Below are 19,868 nucleotides of genomic sequence, written 5' to 3' on the forward strand. Positions count from 1 at the left end.
TAAACATGCCCCTTGAGCAGGCATTTCAAGGACTTGAGCATCGGTTTGCTTTGCATGTGCCTTGGCGGATCGACTTATGTCGAACAATGTTACGTATATTGTTGCAGTGCAAGAGAAATGAAGCCGGTCGAGGCTTTCGTTTCGTCCATACGTCCGGACTTGCATGCTCCGCCGCGCCCGGGTGTAGTCTTCGGCGTGGCATGGCGGGGCGACAGGATCATGATCATCCCGGCAGGGGAGCGGTCCGGCTTTACCCTCGTCGAGGCCCTGGTCGCACTGATGTTGTTCGGCCTGATCGCGGCAGCGGGCACGACCGTGCTCTCCGTCTCGATCGACAACCGTTTTGCGGTTCGCGCCGTCACCGACCGCACCGCCGGATTGCAGCGGACCCGCAGCCTGCTGAAGGCTGATCTCGGCCAGGCCACCGGTCGGCGGACGCGCGACAGGAACGGCGAACCCCAGGCCCTCGCCCTGTCGGGGGCGACGGTTCCGGGCAGCCCTGTCCTGATCCTCACCCGCGCGGGCTGGAGCAATGCCGGAAGGGCGGAGCGGTCGTCCCTTCAACGCGTCGAATACAGTCTCGTCGAAGGCCGGCTGGAACGCCGGGCGTCGCCCTTTCTGGACGGGTCGCGCCCGGGGCCGCCCCAGCAACTTCTGACCGGTGTCACGGATATGTCGGTGACCTTCCTTCAGGACGGCCGCGAAAGCCTGAACCCGGCCCCGGGCCCCTCCGGAAGCGCGCCTGACGCTGTGCGGCTTGACTTCACACTGCGCGGGTACGGACGGGTCTCCCAGCTGTTCCTCGTCGGGGGCGGGCGATGAAGGGCGGACCCGGGCCGACCCGCGAGGGCATGGCGCTGCTGACCGTCTTGCTGCTCGTTGCGGTGATGGCCCTGGTGGCGACCGCCGTGCTGGATGATGTGCGGTTCTCGGTGCGGCGCGCCATCAACACCGAAACCGGCGGCCAGGCCCAATGGTATGCAGATGGCGCGGAGACCCTCGCGCGGCGGCGGATCGCCCGGCTGACCGCCCTCAATCCTGATCGGACACCGCTGCAGCCGGAATGGAACGGCCGGTCCATCACCCTGCCGCTCGACGACGGACGGGTGACCGCGACGGTGCGGGACGGTCAGGCCTGTTTCAACCTGAACAGCGTCGTCACCTGGACCGGCGACAGGTTCACGGTTCGACCCGTCGGCGAGGCCCAGCTGTTGTCGCTGGGCCGTGCCATCGGGGTCGATGCGCTGACGATGCGGACGATTACCGACAGTCTGATTGACTGGATCGACAGTGACACCATCGCACGGCCGCTGGGCGCGGAGGACAGCGCCTATGCCGGCCGGGCCGAGCCCTACCGGACCGGCGGGACGCTTCTGGCCGAAGTATCCGAGCTACGAACGGTTCGCGGCGTGGGCTGGGACAACTATGCCCGGCTTCGTCCGCATCTCTGCGCCCTGCCGACCGACCGGTCGCCCATCAACGTCAACACCTTGACTGCAGCGGACGCGCCCCTGTTGGTCATGCTCACGGGAGGGGCGCTCGGCCTGGCGGACGCCCGCGCCGTGATCGACCGTCGGCCGGAAGGCGGATGGCCCGATCCGGCCGCCTTCTGGCGTCAGCCGGCACTGACCCGGCTGGAGGTCCCGTTGGAGGCCCGTGAACAGGTGGCGGTCCGGACAGACTATTTCGATGTGCGTATCGATGTGGATCATGGCGGTACTCACGCCGTGCGCACGGCCTTGATTGAGTCCCGTCCGGGCGGAACGGCGAGGACGGTCATCCGACGCTGGACGCCTGAGGACTAGGGCTCCCGAGCGCCGGTTCAGGCGATGGGCGAGTCGGCTGACAGGTTGCCAGGATTGGTGCTAACGTTGTTCGGTCGAGCGTTCGCCAGACGGTCGACGGGGGAAGCGGGGGCCTATTGAAAACGACGACGATCAGCGTGGGTCGTATCCGCCCGGTTGCGGTCCGGGCGAGCGTCGCCCTGTTCCTGGCGCTCTGCATCGGGATTTGCGCTGTCCTGCCTTCGCGGGCATCCGCGACCCAGGTGTCATCACCCGGCGTGCATGAGGGCGTGGCCTCCTGCGCTGGCTCGACCTGCCATGGCCGCCAGGCCCCCGACGGGGCCGTCGTGCGCCAGAACGAACTGGTCAGCTGGCAGGACCCCAGCGGTCCGGGCGGATCGCACAGCCGCGCCTGGCGCACCCTGACCTATCCCCGTGCCCAGGCGATCACCCGCCGGCTGGGTCTGGGGCCGGCCCAGAACGCCCCGGCCTGTCTGGGTTGCCATGCCGAGCCGGCTGCCGCGCGGGGGGCCCGGTTCCAGGTTTCCGACGGCGTGGGCTGCGAGAGCTGCCACGGACCGTCGGGCGGCTGGATTGCCAGCCACTATACGGTGGGCGTCAGTCATGCGGCCAATGTGGCGCGGGGCATGACGCCGCTCGAGGATCCGGTCGTCCGGGCCAATGTCTGCCTCGACTGCCACTGGGGCAGCGACAGGCCCAACCAGTTCGTGACCCACGAGATGATGAGCGCCGGCCATCCGCGCCTGTCGTTCGAGCTGGAGCTGTTCACCGCCTTCCAGCAGCATCACGACGTTGACGCCGACTATGTGCAGCGCAAGGCGACGATGGATTCCGCCCGGCTGTGGGCCATCGGCCAAGCCGTGGCGCTGCAGCGGATCCTGACGGTCTATGGCGACTCCGGGCGGGCCGGGAATGGCGTCTTCCCCGAGTTCTATTTCTTCGACTGCCACAGCTGCCACCGCCCGATCTCGGACGAGCCGACCGCGCCGCTGCTGGTGGAGACCAATCCCGGGCGGCCGATTCCGCCGGGCATGCCGCCGTTCAATGACGAGAACATGATCATGCTGGCCGCCGCCGCCCGGACCGCGCCGGCGTCGCTGGCCCAGCGGTTCCAGGCCGACTCGCGCGCCTTCCACCAGGCCCTCGGCTCCGATCGCGCCGGGGCCGTCGAGGCGGCCCGGCGTCTCGCCGGAACGGCCGGCCAGTTGTCGGCCAGTTTCGCCTCCAGCCCGTTCAGCCGCGCCGACACCTTCGCCATCCTCGAGGATGTGCTGGGGGAGGCGCTGGCGCCGCGCTACACGGACTATTCCGGCGGCGCCCAGGCGGTCATGGCGGTCGACACCCTGCTGAACGCCCTCGTCGCCCAGGGGGAGATCGAGGCTGCGGCGGTAAGGGCGATGCGGCCGGATATTGATCGCGCCTATGCCGCTGTCCGCGACCCCAACCGCTACCGGCCGCAGGAATTCCGCCGCGCCATGGGCGGCGTCGCAACCGCCGTGAGGCGCGCACGATGAGCAGGCGGGCGAGGGGTCTGGTTCTGGCGGCTGTGGCCAGCCTGCTGCTGGCCGGCTGCGGCGGCGGCGGATCCTCCACCGGCGGCGGTAGCGGAGGCGGCGGTGGTGGTGGCGGCGGTGGGAGCGGCGCCCTCTATGCCGTGCCTGCGGCCGAGGCCTTGTCGGTGTCGGATGTCGAAGGCGTGCTGGCTCGCGCCGTGGCCGAGGCCCGCGCGCGATCGCGGCCCGCCGTGATCGCTGTCACCGATCGGGTCGGCAATGTGCTGGCGGTCTATTCCATGACCGGCGCGCCGGCGACGATCACCCTGCGCCCCGGCGCGACGGTCGATGTCGACCTGCAGGGCGTGGTCGCACCGGCCGCGGCGGGGGCGATCGCCAAGGCCGTAACCGGGGCCTACCTGTCCTCCGGAGGCAACGCCTTTTCCAGCCGTACCGCCAGTATGATCGTGCAGCAGCATTTTCCGCCCGCCCCTTCGACGGTAGGGCTGGAAAGCGGGCCGCTGTTCGGGGTGCAGTTCAGCCAGCTGCCCTGTTCCGACATTTCCAGCCGGTTCGTCGCGGGCGGCGGACCGTCGGCCCTGATCGGACCGAAGCGGTCGCCGCTGGGTCTCGCGGCCGATCCCGGCGGTTTTCCGCTGTACAAGAACGGGGTGCTGGTCGGCGGGGTCGGGGTTATCGCTGAGGGCGATTACGGCTTTGATGTCAACGTTCTGGACGTCGATGCTGACGTTGAGGAGCATATCGCCCTCGCCGCCGGCACGGGGCTGTCGCCGTCCGTGGACATCGTCGCGGACCGGGTCGCGGTGGACGGAACGACCCTGCGCTACAGCGACGCCACGGCGGCCACGCTGATGAGCACGCCGGCCTCGGCGACGGCCTTCGGGAGCCTGCCGGTGGGGACGGGCGTGTTCACTCCGGTCGCCGGCTACTACGCCGGGCCGGGCGCGATCGCGGGCCAGGCCTATGGGACCGAGGCCTCCGGCGTGCGCAAGGCGACGGCGGGCGAGTTCAACAATGTCGATGCCTTCATCCTGACCGACGGGTCGGGCGGTGCCCGCTATCCGGTGCAGGGCGGTACGGATGTGGGCTCCGTCGGCGCGCCCCTGACTGCCGCCGAGACGCGCGCGGTGCTGGAGGAGGCCTTCACCATCATGAGCCGGGCGCGGGCCCAGATCCGTCGCCCACTGGACAGCCGCGCCCAGGTCTCGATCGCGGTGGTCGACACCCACGGCGTGACCCTCGGACTGGTGCGATCGCCCGACGCCCCGCTGTTCGGGATCGATGTGGCCGTGCAGAAGGCCCGCACCGCCAGCTTCCTGTCGAACCCTGCCGCCGCCGCCGATCTGTCGGGCGACCCGTCGGCGGATGTGAATGCCTTTGTCGGCCAGACCCGGACCTTCCTGTCGATGCCCACGGCCCTGACCGGGCAGACCGCGTTCAGTGTGCGCGCCGTCGGCAATCTGGCACGGCCCTATTTCCCCGACGGCGAGGTCGGTCCGACCAGCGGACCCTTGTCGCGACCGATCGCCATGTGGAGCCCGTTCTCGACGGGCCTGCAGACCGCCCTGATCCTCGCCAACCTCGGCCAGCACGTCGGCTTCGTCAGCGGCCTGGGGCCGGATACGGTGGCGCGTTGCACGGCCCTGCCGGATGCCGCGCCGGGGCGGAACCGGCTGCAAAACGGCCTGCAGATCTTCCCCGGCGGGGTGCCGATCTATCGTGGCACGCGGTTGATCGGAGCGATCGGTGTGTCCGGCGACGGGATCGACCAGGACGACATGATCTCCTTCCTCGGTCTCCAGAACGCCGCGATCCGGGTGGGTGGCATCAGTCAGGCCCCCGCTGCGAACCGGTCAGACCAGATCGTCGTCACCCATCCCGGCGGCTCGACCCGGTTGCGCTACGTCAGCTGTCCGTTCGCGCCCTTCCTGGATTCCTCGCAACAGAACGTCTGCAGTGCGCCGTGATGAAGGTGGCATGGCCCGCCCTGATCGTTGTCGGCCTGGGGTGCCTTTCGGCATCCGACGCCGCTGCGCAAGGCCTGCCTCTGGTCATCCAGCCTGCCACGCCGCAGCCGTCCCGGGACGTTGAACCGCCGCAGCAGGTCGATCCCGATGCGCCGATCCGTCGCCGCCCGGGCCGGGTCGAAAGCTATCCCGAGGCGATCATCCAGGCCAATCCGGGCGCGGTGCGCGCACCGCCGCCCGAGGCCTTTCCAGCCGACCACCTGCCGCTTCCCGACCGCTGGCGGGTGATCGAGGCCGTCGGCGTCAACGAGCGCTGGTTTGACCCCTATAACCAGAACACGCTCAAGGGCGACCGGCCATTGCCGGGCCATGAGAACCTGTTCGTGGTCGTCGCCGGGGTCTCGGACACGGTGATCGAGCCGCGGTCGCTGCCGCTGCCGGTCGGCGTGCAGACGACCCAGGACCCGAACAGCCTGGACGTCTTCGGCCGCTCGGACAGTCTGATCGTGTCGCAAACGCTTGTGGCGTCGGTGGCGCTGATCGAGGGGTCGACGGCGTTCAAGCCACCCGATTTCGAGGCCCGCCTGACCCTCGCCTTCAACTACAGTGATGTCAGCGTGCCGGAGAGGCGCATCCTTTCGGTGCGGCCGTCGAAAGGCCCTGACCGGCAGGATTCCTTCCTCGGCGTGCAGGAAGCCTTCATCGACTATCACCTCCGCAACGTCTCGGAGCGCTACGACTTCGACTCTGTACGGGTCGGAATCCAGCCCTTCACCTCGGATTTCCGGGGCTTCCTGTTCCAGGACAACCAGCTGGGCGTGCGGCTGTTCGGGAACCGCGACAACAACCGCTACCAGTACAATCTGGGTCTCTTCCTGCGACTGGAGAAGGACACCAACTCCGGCCTGAACGACATCACCCAGTCGATCCGCGACGACCAGATCTTCGTCGCCAACCTGTATCGGCAGGACCTGCCGGTGCCCGGCATGACCTCGCAGTGGACGGTGATCTACAACCGCAATCGCGAGAGCGATGACATCCATATCGACGACAACGGCTTCCCGGCCCGCCCGGCGCTGCTGGGGGACCTGCGGGGCAGGGACTATGACGTCGCCTATCTGGGCTACAACGCCGACGGCCGGATCGGCCGGATCAATCTGACGGCCTCGGCCTATGCGGCTGTCGGCGAGGACCGGAACAGCATGTTCACGGGCCAGCCGGCGGACATCCGGGCCTGGTTCCTCGCGGTCGAGCCTTCGATCGATTTCGACTGGATGCGATTCCGCGCCTCGGGCCTCTACGCCTCGGGCGATTCCGATCCCTATGACGACGTCGAGGAGGGGTTCGACGCCATCTTCGAGAACCCGCAGTTCGCCGGGGCCGACACCAGCTACTGGATCCGCCAGTCCATCCCGTTCGCGGGCGGCGGGCGGGCGATCGGCGTCAACGGCCGCAACGCGGTGCTGAACTCGCTGCGCTCCTCGAAGGAGGAGGGGCAGTCCAATTTCAACAACCCCGGCACCATCCTGGTCGGGTTCGGGACCGATCTGGATCTGACGCCCCAGCTTCGGGTCAGCGCCAACGCCAACCATCTGTGGTTCGCGGACACGGCGGTGGTCCAGGCTCTGCGCCAGGAAGGCTCGATCCCGAAGGCGCTGGGCTTTGACGTGTCGGTCTCGGCCATCTGGCGGCCGATGATGACCCAGAACGTCGTCCTGCGCGCTTCGGCAGCGGTATTCGAGCCCGGTGACGGCTTCGGTGACCTGTTCCAGGCGACGAATCGTGACGACCGCTTCTATTCCGTTCTATTGAACGCTGTTCTTAGTTTCTGAGGGGCGCATGGGGACCTGGGGGGGCAAGCGGCTGGTAATCGGGGCGGTATCCGTCCTGATGATCCTCGTCGCCGGGTCTCCGGCCGCTGTGGTCGCTGACGATGACGAGGCTCCCGTCGCACGCGTCTATGTCGCCGCGCCGGCCGCGCCGCCCAGCCAGACCCCTGAACAGGCCGCCGCCAAGAGCGCCGGTTGCGTCAGCTGCCACAGTCCGGTGGACGCCGCGAGCATGCACGCCTCGCCGGCGGTCGTGCTGGGCTGCGTCGACTGTCACGGCGGCGACGCCACGGCCATGGCTCCGGCCGGCGCATCCAGGGATGCTCCTGAATACAGCGCAGTACGCGATAGAGCTCATGTGCTGCCTCGCTATCCCGGGAGCTGGCATTTCCCCAGCTCGGCCAATCCCGAGCGGACCTACACCCTGCTCAACCGCGAGGCTCCCGAGTTCATTCGTTTCGTGAATCCCGGGGACTATCGGGTTGCGCGTCAGTCCTGCGGTAACTGCCACATGGAACTGATTGAAAGAGCAGAGCGATCCCTGATGGCGACGGGGGCGATGTTCTTCGGCGGCGCCTCGTACAACAACGGCATCCTGCCCTATAAAAACTACATCATCGGCGAGGCCTATACGCCCGAAGGCGAGCCGGCGCGGCTGCTTTCCCCCGGCACGCCGCCCGGCACGGTGACGCTGGACGAGCAGCGGCGTGGTGCCCTGCCGGTCCTCTATCCGATCCCGACCTGGCAGGTGACGCCCCCCGGGGACATCTTCCGGGTGTTCGAGCGCGGCGGACGCAACATCGCCACCCAGTTCCCCGAAATCGGCCTGCCCAGCCCGACGGGCCAGATCCAGCGACTTGAGGAACCGGGCCGTCCGGACTTCCGCCAGTCGTCGCGCGGACCGGGCACCGGCCTGCGCATCGCCGTGCCGGTCCTGAACATCCACAAGACCCGCCTGAACGACCCCTACACCTGGTTTATGGGCACCAATGACCAGCCGGGCGACTACCGCTCCTCCGGCTGCACCTCATGCCACGTGGTCTACGCCAACGACCGCGAGCCGCGGCATAGCCTGGGCTATTCCCAGTTCGGGCGGGATGGCCAGACGGCGACCGTGGACCCGACCATCAACCGCGAGGAATCGGGCCATCCGATCCGCCACGCCTTCAGTCGCGCCATCCCCACGTCCCAGTGCATGAACTGCCACATGCACCAGCCGAACATGTTCCTGAACAGCTACCTCGGCTACACGATGTGGGACTATGAGTCCGACGCGCCGACCATGTGGCCGGAGCGGCAGCGCTATCCGACCGCCGAGGAAATCCGCGCGGTTCTGGACCGCAATCCCGAGGGTGCCGCGCCGCGCGGCAACTGGGCCGATCTGGACTTCCTGCGCGCCGTCAACGACCTGAACCCGACCCTGCGCGACACCCAGTTCGCCGACTATCACGGCCACGGCTGGAATTTCCGCGGCGTGTTCAAGCGTGATCGCGAAGGCAACCTGCTGGACGCGGAGGGGGCCATCGTCTCGCCGGACGATCCCGAGCGCTGGCGCCGGGAAGGGGAGGGCCAGTTCGTCCCGCCGGGGACCAATCCGGGCCGCACGGTCCACATGATGGACATCCACGCCGAGAAGGGCCTGCAGTGCGCCGACTGCCATTTCTCGCAGGACAGCCACGGCTCGGGCCTGATCATGGGCGAGGTGGCGGCGGCCGTGGAGATCGGCTGCAAGGACTGCCACGGCACCTCGCGGACCTACCCGACGCTGCGCACCTCCGGCCCGGCGGCGCCGCCCGAGGGGACGGACCTGACCCTGCTGCGCAACTCGGACGGCCAGCGTCGCTTCGAATGGATCGAACGCGACAACCGCCGGGTGCTGATCCAGCGTTCGATCGTCGATCCGACCCTGGAGTGGGAGGTCGATCTGGTGCGCGACGCCGTTGACCGGGACAGCCCCGAGTTCAATCCGGCGGCGGCACGGGCCAAGCTGATGTCGGTTTCGCGGCCCGGCCAGGCCAGCTTCTCCTGGGGTCCGGGTGTCGCGACGACGGACCTGGCCCACGATGACGAGGAGATGGCCTGCTACAGCTGTCACACCTCCTGGACGCCGTCCTGCGGCGGCTGCCACCTGCCGGTCGAGGCCAACTGGCAGGCGACCAGCCACCGCGCCGAGGGCGGCACGACCCGCAACTACGCGACCTACAATCCGCAGGTGGCGCGCGACGACATGTTCCAGCTGGGCCGCCACGGAACCGCGCGTGGCGGGGTGATCGCCCCGGCCCGCTCGTCCTCGGCCCTGGTGCTGTCCTCGACCAATATCAACCGCGAGCGGATCTATGTGCAGCAGCCGCCGATCTCGGCGGTCGGCTTCTCGAGCCAGGCCTTCGCGCCGCATTTCCCGCACACGGTCCGGCGCACCGAGACCAAGACCTGCACCGACTGTCACGTCTCCGAAGCCGAGGACAACAACGCCATCATGGCCCAGCTGCTCATGCTGGGGACCAACTCGGTCAATTTCGTCGGCATGAATGCCTGGGTCGGGCTGGAGTCCGGTATCGAGGCGGTGCGGGTGACCGAGTGGGACGAGCCGCAGGCGGTGTTCGGCTCCTATCTGCAGCGCTACGCCTATCCCGACTTCTTCGCCCAGCACGTCGAGCGCAACGGGCGCGAGCTGATCAACTGGACGCGCGGCGAGGCCTTCGATCCGGAGGCCGGCGGCAGCGGGGATACCCGATCCGTCGAGGAGATCGCCAATACCCTGCAGGGCACCGGGGGCGAGGCGCGCTGCCTGCAGCTGCGCGGGGAGTATATGTTCGTGGCCGAGGGCCGCGGCGGGTTCCGGGTCTATGATGTGGCCGCGATCGGCAACAAGGGCGTCTCGGATCGCATCCTGACCGCGCCCTTCTCGCCGCTCGGCAATGACACCCACGTGGCCTCCGGCAACGCCACCTGCATGGCCCTGCCGACCAACCAGCCGATCGCGCCGACCCGCAACACCGCGGAGATGCGGACCGCCAACCAGGAACAGGCCTTCCACCCGATCTACAGCTACGCCGTCGTCACCGACGCGCGTGAGGGGCTGATCCTGGTGAATGTCGACACCCTGGCCGACGGGGATCCGCGCAACAACAACCTGCGTCGGGCCGCGACCTGGAACCCGGGCGGGGTGCTGGACGGTGCGCGGCACATCACGCTGGCGGGCCATATCGCCTATATCGCCGCCCGCTCGGGTCTGGTGGTGGTCGATCTCGATGATCCGCTGCGGCCACGGCATGTCACCACCGTGCGGCTGGACGACGTCCGGGCCTCGGCGCTGCAGTTCCGCTATCTGTTCGTGACGGACGCGCAGGGGATGCGGGTTCTGGATGTGACGAAACTGGACGCTCCGCGCGCCATCGAGGGTGCCGTCGTGCCGCTGGGCGATGCGCGCCGTCTTTATGTCGCCCGGACCTATGCCTATGTCGCCGCCAAGGGCGAGGGGCTGGTGATCATCAATGTGACCAACCCGCGCCAGCCCCGCCTGCAGCAGCGTGTGACCTTCGACGGGCGGCTGAACGACGCCGAGGACGTGGTCGTGGCCTCCACCAACGCCTCCCTGTTCGCCTATGTCGCAGACGGGCGGAACGGACTGAAGGTGCTGCAGCTGACCAGCCCGGACAGCCAGAGGAATTTCTACGGCTTCTCGCCGGAGCCACGGCCCGAACTGATCGCCTGGGCGCGCACGCCGTCGCCGGCCCTGGCCCTGTCCAAGGGGCTGGACCGTGACCGTGGCGTGGACGAGACGGGGCACCAGATCGCCATCTTCGGCCGGCTCGGCTCCCGGCCGTTCAACAGGACCGAGATGGAGCGGCTGTTCCTCGACTATCGCGGCGAGGTGTACCGGGTCAGTGACCGGCCGTCGCTGGACGGCTGGCTGGCGGCTTCCGGCGGGCGGTAGCCCGCCCGCTAGTGGTGGTGCGGTCCGGCCGTCCCGGCGCGTTCCTGCGCGAGATGCTTCATGAAGGCCTGCATCTTGTGCGTATAGCGGGCGAGGATCTTGTAGCGCTGCACCGCCGTGAAATGGCTGACCAGCTTGCGGCCGTTCCAGCGGTGGATGCCGAACGCCGGCGGCGCCTCGGCGATCATCGGCCGCTTGTCCGGGCGGTCCAGATTCATCGGCTTGAGGTCCAGCACCACCTGCGGGGCGGTTGAGGGACAGACCGTCAGCGTCGTGCCGGCCCATGAGGTGACGATGGTGCGGTGGACGTGGCCGCACAGGGCGCCGACGACCTGACCGTGGCGCGAGACCACGTCGGTGAACCGCTGCACCCAGGGTTCGGCCGGGCCGATCGTCATCCACTCGATGCCGGTGTCGATAGGCGGGTGATGCAGGACCAGCAGGGTCGGCCGGTGCGGCGCCTCGGCGAGGCGGGCCTCCAGCCAGGCCGCCCGCTTCTCGCAGAAGCCGCCGCCATGGCGGCCTTCCTCGAGGGTGTCCACGACCACGATCCGCAGCGGATGGTCGTCGACGACATACTGGATGAAGCCGTCCTCCTGGGCCGTATCGGGGAAGACCTGACTGAAGTTGGCGCGGGTATCATGGTTGCCCATGCACATCAGGATGGGCAGGGAAAGCTGCTGGATTTCCTGACGAAACCATTCGTACGACGCCACGTCGCCCTTGTCGGCGATGTCGCCGGTGATGACGATCAGGTCGGGCTTCGGGTCAAGCTTCGTCACCGCCTGGACCGTCTGGCGGAAGCGCTTCTTGTTCATCTCGAACCGGCTCTTCTGATCGAAGCCGATATGGATGTCGGTGATCTGAACGATCAACATGACGCTGTTCCCCCGTTCAAAGTCATGTCGCTTCTACTTCTCCAGCGCCTGGCTGATCCCGTCCCAGTCGTCGGACGGCGGATTCTGGCGGAAGTCGGCCACCCGCGTGGCGTATACGGCTGTCACACCCTCAAGACCCGGCAGCGTTCCCGCCCCCTTCAGCTTCTTCAGGGCAGCCTCGGCGCCGGTCCAGTCGCGCGACCGATAGGCCTCGAGAACCGCGGCCATCCGGGCACCCGTTTCGATGAAGGCCGGGTCGGACGACATGTCCGGCGGGCCCATCAGGGCGAAGACGCGCTCGGGTGTGTCGCGGCCGACGACGCGGATGAGGTCCAGTTCAATGAGGGCGAAGTCGGGCAGGCGGGCGGCGAGGTCCTCGCCGACGAGGATGTTCACCGCATAGGCCTTGGTCAGGCTCTCCAGCCGCGAGGCCAGGTTCACGGTGTCGCCGATCAGCGAATAGCTCAGGCGCTGGCGCGACCCCATGTTGCCCACGCAGCAGGGGCCTGTGTTCAGGCCGATGCCGATCGCCACCTCACCGGGCCAGGCGGGGTCGCGGGCGCTTTCGGTGTTCAGGCGCTTCAGCGTCACGAGCATTTCCAGCGCCGCAAACGCCGCGTTGCGTTCGTGCTCGGGATCGTCCAGCGGCGCGTTCCAGAAGGCCAGGACGGCGTCGCCGATGTATTTGTCGATCGTCGCCTTGCGGGCCAGAAGTACGTCGGTCATCGGCGTCAGCAGGTTGATCAGGAAACCGATCAGCTCCTGCGGACCGAAGCGCTCGGAAATGCGCGAGAAGCCGCGGACGTCGCTGAACAGCACCGTCATCTGGCGAACCTCGCCGCCGAGCTCCAGCTGGCCCGGGTCGCGAGCGATCCGGTCGACCAGTTCGGGCGACAGATAGCGGTCAAAGGCGTTGTGGATGTGGCTCCGCGCCCGTTCCTCCCGGTAGAAGGAGACGGCGGTGATGGCGATATAGACCGAGACAACGCCCAGCGCCGGGAAGATGGGCTCCAGCAGCAGGCCGCTGTTCCGGAAGGCGAACCACGACCCCGCCAGCACGGCGCCCAGCGCCAGCATGGCCAGCACGCCACCGCGCAGCGCGCCCAGGGCCGGGGCGGAGAGGGCGATCAGCAGGCAGAGCGCGACCATCAGGATACGCTCTGCGCCCGGAGCCCAGTCGGGCCGGGTGAGGAATTTGCCGAGGATCATCTGCTCGGCGGCCTGGGCATGGATGACGACGCCGAGTTCACCGGCCTGGGTCGGGGTCGACCGGATGTCGCGAAGGCCGATCGCGCCCGTGCCGATGAAGACGATCTGACCCTCGAACAGCCGGCGCATCTCCGCTTCGGGCAGGTCGCCCTGAAGGATCCGCCAGGCCGGCACGATCCGCTCCGGGTGAGGCGCCGTGTAGTGCATCCACAGCTCGCCGACGTCTGTGGTCGGGACCTGCAGGTCGCCGGTCTTGACGGCGAGGACGGTTGTGACGGGACCGCCGCCCCATTCGCCGCTGCCGTCGCTGCTGCGGACCAGGACCGCGCCCGCGCCCTGGGCGACCCTGAGGGCTTCAAGGGAGAGCGAGGGAATGATCTGGCCGTCGAGATTGGCGATCAGCGGGACCGCCCGGATGATGTCGTCCCGGCCGGCGTCGAGGCTGACCGACCCCGCGCCGGCCGCGCGATCGCCGATCACCGGCAGGCTGACGATGGCTCCGTTGTACTCCCGCAGGACGCCCAGCGGCGGCGTTCCCGAAACCGCGACCCCCGCGTGCTCGGCCGGCCGCGCGGTGTTCGCCTCCCCGGTAAGGAAATAGCCGGTCACGGTCGGTCCGCGCCCCATGGCCTGGCCCAGCAGTTCATCGTGGTCGGTCATGGCGACGATCTCGGCGTAGTCGCCGCGCGCCTCGGGGTTCTGCCGCAGGATCTCCACGGCGCGGGCCGGCGAGGTCCTGTCCGGCTCGGAGAACACAATGTCGAAGGCGATGGCCGCCGCACCGGCCTCGGTGAGGGCGTCCGTCAGGCGCACGACGTCCGTGCGCGGCCATGGCCACTGGCCGAGACGGCGGATGCTCTCGTCATCGATATCGACGACCCGGACCCCGGCGTCCTCATAGGGGCGCGGATACGCGCGCTGATAGGTGTCGAAGACCAGATTGCTGATGCTGCCGACGAACGGCGGCTGGAAGATGTGCAGGATCAGCAGCAGCAGCGCCATGGCCAGGCCTGGCCCGGCGGTCGCGATATACCGCGTAAGCGAAAGGCTGGAGCGCGCGAGGCGCGACCCAAGTTCCTTCAGTCGCTCGGTCTCAGGCTCCGCCCCCATGCGTCCGCCCCACTCGGAAAAAGCACTGTTCGATTAGCTCATGCGCTTCTCGCGGAACAATGTTAGCCTGATTGCTCCGCAGTTCGGGGATAGACTATCCCGGACATTCTGCAAGCGGTTGGGGGGATTACATGAAGCGTCCAGCGTCTCGTTCGGCCTCGATTTTTCGCGCCGGCTTGTTGGCTTCTGCGGTCATGGGCCTCTCGGTCGCGACCGTCGGGGTCGCGGCGGCCCAGGATTTTGATGCTGTTCTGGCGGCTCCGGACGATATTGAGCTCAACCTCGAATACGCGAGACGGGCGGCAGATGCGGGCGATCTCAATGGGGCAGCCGGTGCCCTTGAGCGTGTGCTGATCGCGGATCCGAACCGTCATGGCACCCGGCTGCTGTACGCCGTTGTCCTGTTCCGCCTGGATGACCTCCAGGGCGCGCGGGACCAACTCGATCTTCTGGAGCCGGTGGCCCTGACGCCCCTGCAGCGGGCCGAGGCGGCGCGTTATCGCGCCCGGATCGAGCGCAGCCGCTCGACGACCCGGTTCAGCGGAAATGCATCGGCCTCCGTCACCTATGAGGACGACGCGGCGGGCGCACTGACGACCCAGTTCGACTCCCTCTTCGCGCCGCCGGTCAGCGAGGAGGGGGGCGCGGCGGTGTTCGCGGCCCGCCTCAATATCGCGCACGACCTCGACGGCGCTGCCGGCTATGCGGCCTTCGGTTCGATCGGTGGTTACGACCGGTCGACCTTTGACGACATTGACGGGAATGTGCGGCGCGGGGACATCGAGGCCGGCCTGTCCTATACCGGGAGGCTGAACTCGTGGAATGTCAGCGCCGTAGCGCGCGCGCTTGATCTGCTTGATGATCCCTACATGCGGGAAGTCGGCCTGAAGGCCCAGGCCCGCTGGCGGACGAGCAACGCCACCACCTTCTCCCTCTCGGGCGAGGCGGTGAGCCAGACCTTTGATGAGCCCGGCGTGGACGCCCTCGCGCTGTTCATTGGCGGCGACCGGGACGGCTGGCGGTATGATGTCAATCTCGGCATGACCCACCGGCTGGACGCCCGCACCAGCTTCGGTGTCTCCGCCGGCTGGCAGGACAAGCAGGCCGACTACGAACCCTTCGGATATTCGGGGCCCGGCATTCAGGTGCGTTACGACACCAGCAGCCGTCGCGGACAGTATCTGGCCATTTCCGGCGGCATGCAGTGGCTGGAGTATGACGCGCCCGATCCCGTCTTCATCGGATTCGGCGCGCCGGCGCGCGAGGATACCCGAAGCTGGGCGCGCGTGGCAGTCGGGGCACCATTCAGCGCCTTTACGGCGGCCGGTGCGACGGGCGACTGGCGGCAGGATGTGGGTGTCGAGGGCGCGCTGACCTACGGTGCCCGGGACTCCCTGGCCCCCCTCGCGGACTATGACAGCTGGGGTGCCGAACTGCGCCTGACGTGGCGCTTCGGCGCGGCCAACTAGGAGAGATGAACATGATCCCGGTTCGCACCTTCGCCGCCGTCGCCGCCCTGGCCTGCGCCCTTGCGGCCCCCGCTGTTGCCCAGGCCCAGGAGGCCGTCGGCGTCAACGCCGCCATCCGCAACAGCGTCCGCACCCAGCCCGTCGGTGAGAGCGCGCTGCGGCCCGCAGCCCTGAGGGGGCAGGTCCGCACGGGCGACGTCTTCGTCAGCGGGGCGCAGAGCCAATTGCAGATCCTGCTTCGTGACCAGTCGATCTTCACGGTCGGCTCCAACGCGCGGGTGACCATTGATCGCTTCGTGATCGATACCGACCGGCGTGCAGGCGGGGCTTCGGCCTCGGTCGCGCGCGGCGCCTTCCGTTTCGTCTCCGGTCGCGGCGGGGCCCGGCCCGGCGCCGTGCGGACTCCTGTCTCGTCCATCGGGGTGCGTGGCACGGTGGTCGAGGCGGTCGTCGGCCCCGATGCCCTGCTGGTTCTTGCCGGACACCCCGGCCTGCCGCCCTTCAGCGGTTCGCCCGATGATGCCACCCTGATCGTTCTGCGCGGACCCGGCCCGCGGGGGGCTGGCTTCGATACGCCCGGCGCGATCGATGTCACCAGCGGCGATGCGACGTTTACGCTCGAACGTCCGGGCCTGGCGGTGTTCGCATGGGCGGGCGGGACCTTCGGGCCGTTTGAACTGTCCGACGAGGCCTCGTCCCGGCTGAGCGCCCTGCTCAGGGCCGGGCCGACGTCGAACAGCGATTCCGGTGCAGGCGATGTCCTGTCCGCGAGCCTCGACGGTGGCGACCTCTTCTTCGCCGACCAGGGGCCTGCCCTTGATCCGATCGAGCCGTCCGTCGGCTGTGAGTCGGGTGGCCCGATTCAAAGCCCCGGCGGCCCCAGTCAGGGTGGTGGCTGTAGCGGCAACGGACCCAATCCCGTTCCCTGACCTGAAAGCGAGGACCGGCCATGGCCGTCTCGGACCACGTCGACCTGCCCCGGTTCATCGAGGGCGTTAAGAGGCGCAATCCCGGCCAGGACGAGTTCGTCCAGGCGGTTCAGGAAGTGGCCGAAGACATCTTCGACTTCATCCAGGACAAGGAGGAGTATCACCACTACCAGATCCTGCGTCGCATCGCGGAGCCGGACCGGGTGATCAGCTTCCGGGTCTGCTGGGAAGACGACAAGGGCAACATCCGCGTCCAGCGCGGCTGGCGGGTGCAGAACAACAACGCCATCGGCCCCTACAAGGGCGGCATCCGCTTCCACCCGAGCGTGACCGAGAGCGTGCTCAAATTCCTCGCCTTTGAGCAGACCTTCAAGAACAGCCTGACGGGCCTGCCCATGGGCGGAGGCAAGGGCGGATCGAACTTCAATCCCAAGGGCAAGTCGGATCACGAGGTGATGCGGTTCTGCCAGTCGTTCATGACCGAGCTCTATCGTCATGTCGGCGCGGACATTGACGTCCCGGCCGGCGACATCGGCGTCGGCGGGCGCGAGATCGGCTATATGTTCGGTCAGTACAAGCGGATCACCAACGAGTTCACCGGCGTGCTCACCGGCAAGGGCCTGTCCTACGGTGGCAGTCTGATCCGCACCGAGGCGACGGGCTATGGTGCCGTCTATTTCCTCAAGGAAATGCTCGGCCATGTCGGCCATGAGGTGGCGGGAAAGACCGCCGTGATCTCCGGCTCGGGCAATGTCGCGACCCATGCGGCCGAGAAGATCGTCCAGCTGGGTGGCAAGGTCCTGACCCTGTCGGACTCACAGGGTTTCATCCACGACCCCGACGGCATCGACCAGGCCAGGATCGACTGGGTCAAGGTGCACAAGACCCGGCGGCGCGGGCGGATCTCGGACTATGTCACCGAGTTCCGCGGCGCGACCTATCATGAGGGCCAGCGGCCGTGGGCGGTGCCCTGCAGCATCGCCCTGCCGTGCGCGACCCAGAACGAGCTGAACGGCGCTGACGCCAGGACCCTGGTGGCCAACGGCTGCATGGCGGTGTCAGAGGGTGCCAATATGCCGACCGATCTGGAGGGCGTGCACGTCTTCAAGGCCGCCGGCATCCTGTACGCGCCCGGCAAGGCCGCCAACGCCGGCGGGGTGGCTGTTTCCGGCCTCGAGATGAGCCAGAACTCCGGCCGCATCGCCTGGAAGGAAGCCGAGCTGCAGCAGCATCTGGTCGACATCATGCGCGGAATCCACCAGCGCTGCGTCGAATACGGCGGCGTGGCCGGAAGTTCTCGTATCGACTATGTGCGCGGCGCCAATATCGCGGGCTTCAAGAAGGTCGCCGAGGCCATGCTGGCCTACGGGGTGGTCTGAACCGCCGCTATCCGTCGGGGCGGCGTGCCGAAGTTCGGACGCGGCGGACGCGGCGTCGGATGCGACGGCGCATGGAAGCTGTGGCAGGTTTCGCAATTCTCCGGTGCCGGCGTAGGCGACTGTGCCGTCGTCTGACCGTGGCATTCCACGCACTCACTCACCGACGGGAGCAGCAGGTCGGTCGCTGAGCCCGATGTTGCCGCGGCATGGCACTGGGTACAGGACGGCTGGCCCTGACGGTCGACGCGGTGCTCGCGGACGCTGTGATCAAACGCCCCGCGGCTGAGGAAGTCGCCGGGCAGGCGGACCGGGGTGAAGCGGATCGTCGGCGTCCGGAAGATGGTGTGGCAGTCGAAACAGGCACCGCGCGGGCCGAAGGCACCGCCCACGGTGTTGACCGCGCTGGCCCCCGAGGGCGAGCCGCCGACGCCGGGGCCGGCTGCGCCTGCCTCGCCAGGCCGTCTCCGGGCGGTGGCACCACCGGCGACAGGGCCGCGGCCCTGCCAGGCCATCAGGGCCGCGACCACCTGGCCCGGCTCGCCGTGCGGCAACTGGCGGACGCCGCCGGGAGTGGCGAACGACAGGGCATGGCAGCTGGCGCAGTCGCGCTCCATCTGGATGGGCGCAAACCCCGTCTGGTCCGCATCGGGCCGGTGACAGCTGGCGCAGGTCAGGGCGGCCCCATAGCCGCGCCCGCCCAGGGTCTGGGCCATGCGCGCCGGGCCGCCGCCGGGCGACAGGTGCAGATCGTGGGGGAAGGTCAGGCCGGACGCCTCGCGCGGGCGGCTGTCGAGGGACACCCGGGTCAGACCGGCGGGGCCGGGCAGGGTGGGGCGGAAATTCGGATGGCGGGCCCAGGACGGCGCATCGGCCAGGTCGGTGTCCTTCAGCCGGTGGGTCAGGCCGGTATGGCACTGGATGCAGGTCTGGGTGGGCGTCAGGGTCGGGATCGGCTCGGGCGGACGGCCCGCGACCGGGTTGGCGACATGTTCGACGTGGCAGCTGGCGCAGCGTTGCTCGGGCAGATTGAAGGCGCGCCGGACCCAGGCGGTGGCCTGGCCGGTGATGCCGGCCGGAGGCGGTGCGCCCCAGAGAATCCGGCCGCGAGGCGCGTGGTCCCTGACGAACGACAGCGTGTCCGGCGAGCCGGCTTGGCGCACAGAGGTCGCCGCGGCGGCCATCATGGCGGGGGTCTGGTCGCCGGCGTGGCAGGTCTTGCAGGAGGCATCGGTGACCGCGACGAAGGCTTCCTGGTGGCAGGACTGGCAGTCGTCCTCGAGGAAGGCGTGCGCCGAGGAGAGGGGGCCGGTCGACCACTGCTGGTCCGGGTCGATCCGGGCCGTCAGGTGGCCGTGGAACGCGGCCAGCGGCCAGAGCAGGCAGAGGGCGACGATGCCCAGCCCGAGGGTCCATGCGATGCGACGGCGCCCGAAAATCCGGGCCTTGGGTATGACGCCGCCGGCCGGAACGCCCGAGGCGGAGTCGCCTTCCGCCGGCTCGGCGGTGGCGAGGTTGATCAGGATGCGGCCGCCGTCGCCGTGCGACAGCGTCAGGATGTGATCGCCGAAGGTCAGACGCGGGGCGCGGCTGACGTCGATGTCGGTGCGAGTGACGAACCGGCCGTCGACGCCGAACGGCTCGCGTCCGGCCGAGACGACGCTCACCTGTCCGGGCCCCGTCAGGGTCAGGGTGGCGTGGTGCAGGCTGACCGCCAGGTCGGGCAGACGGATCTCGCAGTCCGCGCCGCGTCCGATGCGTGCGACGTCGGTCGGAAGGACCTTCTCGCGGACGATTTCGGCCCCGCTGACGCGGCGTGTCACCTGGCGAAGGACAAGGGTCATC

12 protein-coding genes are annotated in these 19,868 nt (G+C 68.5%); 9 read left to right on the top strand and 3 right to left on the bottom strand.

Annotation, left to right across the window (positions count from 1 at the left end; translation table 11 throughout):
* Window positions 1-219: 219 nt before the first annotated feature.
* The 6 genes from gspJ to KB221_07020 all read left to right on the top strand — a co-directional run bounded on the left by gspJ (window position 220) and on the right by KB221_07020 (window position 11,052).
* Window positions 220-822 (top strand): type II secretion system minor pseudopilin GspJ, encoded by a 603-nt coding sequence (gspJ, locus tag KB221_06995; GenBank protein ID WIY70759.1) that lies wholly within the window; start codon window positions 220-222, stop codon window positions 820-822.
* Complete coding sequence (gspK, locus tag KB221_07000; GenBank protein WIY70760.1) at window positions 819-1,805, top strand: type II secretion system minor pseudopilin GspK; 987 nt, start codon at window positions 819-821, stop codon at window positions 1,803-1,805. The genes gspJ and gspK overlap by 4 nt, the downstream gene beginning before the upstream one ends.
* A 137-nt stretch (window positions 1,806-1,942) precedes the next feature.
* Window positions 1,943-3,319: a multiheme c-type cytochrome gene (locus KB221_07005; GenBank protein ID WIY70761.1), complete on the top strand. Its 1,377-nt coding sequence runs from the start codon at window positions 1,943-1,945 to the stop codon at window positions 3,317-3,319.
* Window positions 3,316-5,286, top strand: a complete 1,971-nt coding sequence (locus KB221_07010) for a heme-binding protein (GenBank protein WIY70762.1) — start codon at window positions 3,316-3,318, stop codon at window positions 5,284-5,286. The genes KB221_07005 and KB221_07010 overlap by 4 nt, the downstream gene beginning before the upstream one ends.
* A complete protein-coding gene (locus tag KB221_07015) occupies window positions 5,283-7,118 on the top strand; it encodes a hypothetical protein (GenBank protein WIY70763.1) in 1,836 nt (611 codons plus the stop codon). The genes KB221_07010 and KB221_07015 overlap by 4 nt, the downstream gene beginning before the upstream one ends.
* A gap of 7 nt (window positions 7,119-7,125) precedes the next feature.
* Entirely contained in the window at window positions 7,126-11,052 is a 3,927-nt protein-coding gene (locus KB221_07020) for a hypothetical protein (GenBank protein ID WIY70764.1), read from the top strand.
* Window positions 11,053-11,060: 8 nt separating this feature from the next.
* Here KB221_07020 and KB221_07025 read toward each other — a convergent pair whose 3' ends face one another.
* Together KB221_07025 and KB221_07030 are read right to left on the bottom strand one after the other, a co-directional pair.
* Window positions 11,061-11,930, bottom strand: a complete 870-nt coding sequence (locus tag KB221_07025) for a phosphodiesterase (GenBank protein ID WIY70765.1) — start codon at window positions 11,928-11,930, stop codon at window positions 11,061-11,063.
* 33 nt (window positions 11,931-11,963) lie between these two features.
* Entirely contained in the window at window positions 11,964-14,249 is a 2,286-nt protein-coding gene (locus tag KB221_07030; GenBank protein WIY70766.1) for an adenylate/guanylate cyclase domain-containing protein, read from the bottom strand.
* A 176-nt stretch (window positions 14,250-14,425) separates the two neighbouring features.
* Here KB221_07030 and KB221_07035 point away from each other — a divergent pair, with 176 nt between their 5' ends.
* From KB221_07035 to gdhA, 3 genes are read left to right on the top strand one after another with little or no spacing between them, the layout of a single operon-like run.
* The gene (locus tag KB221_07035) at window positions 14,426-15,718 is read left to right on the top strand and encodes a tetratricopeptide repeat protein (GenBank protein ID WIY70767.1); all 1,293 of its coding nucleotides are present in this window, start codon (window positions 14,426-14,428) and stop codon (window positions 15,716-15,718) included.
* An 11-nt stretch (window positions 15,719-15,729) separates the two neighbouring features.
* A complete protein-coding gene (locus KB221_07040) occupies window positions 15,730-16,647 on the top strand; it encodes a FecR family protein (protein WIY70768.1) in 918 nt (305 codons plus the stop codon).
* Between the two features lie 20 nt (window positions 16,648-16,667).
* Window positions 16,668-18,026, top strand: a complete 1,359-nt coding sequence (gene gdhA, locus KB221_07045; GenBank protein WIY70769.1) for an NADP-specific glutamate dehydrogenase — start codon at window positions 16,668-16,670, stop codon at window positions 18,024-18,026.
* Here gdhA and KB221_07050 read toward each other — a convergent pair.
* Window positions 18,011-19,867 carry a hypothetical protein gene (locus KB221_07050; GenBank protein ID WIY70770.1) on the bottom strand — a complete coding sequence of 619 codons (1,857 nt, stop codon included), beginning with the start codon at window positions 19,865-19,867 and terminating at the stop codon, window positions 18,011-18,013. The two genes, gdhA and KB221_07050, sit on opposite strands and share 16 nt — an antisense overlap.
* Window position 19,868: the final 1 nt, after the last annotated feature.

This window comes from Aquidulcibacter paucihalophilus (assembly GCA_030285985.1).
Classification (GTDB): domain Bacteria; phylum Pseudomonadota; class Alphaproteobacteria; order Caulobacterales; family Caulobacteraceae; genus Brevundimonas.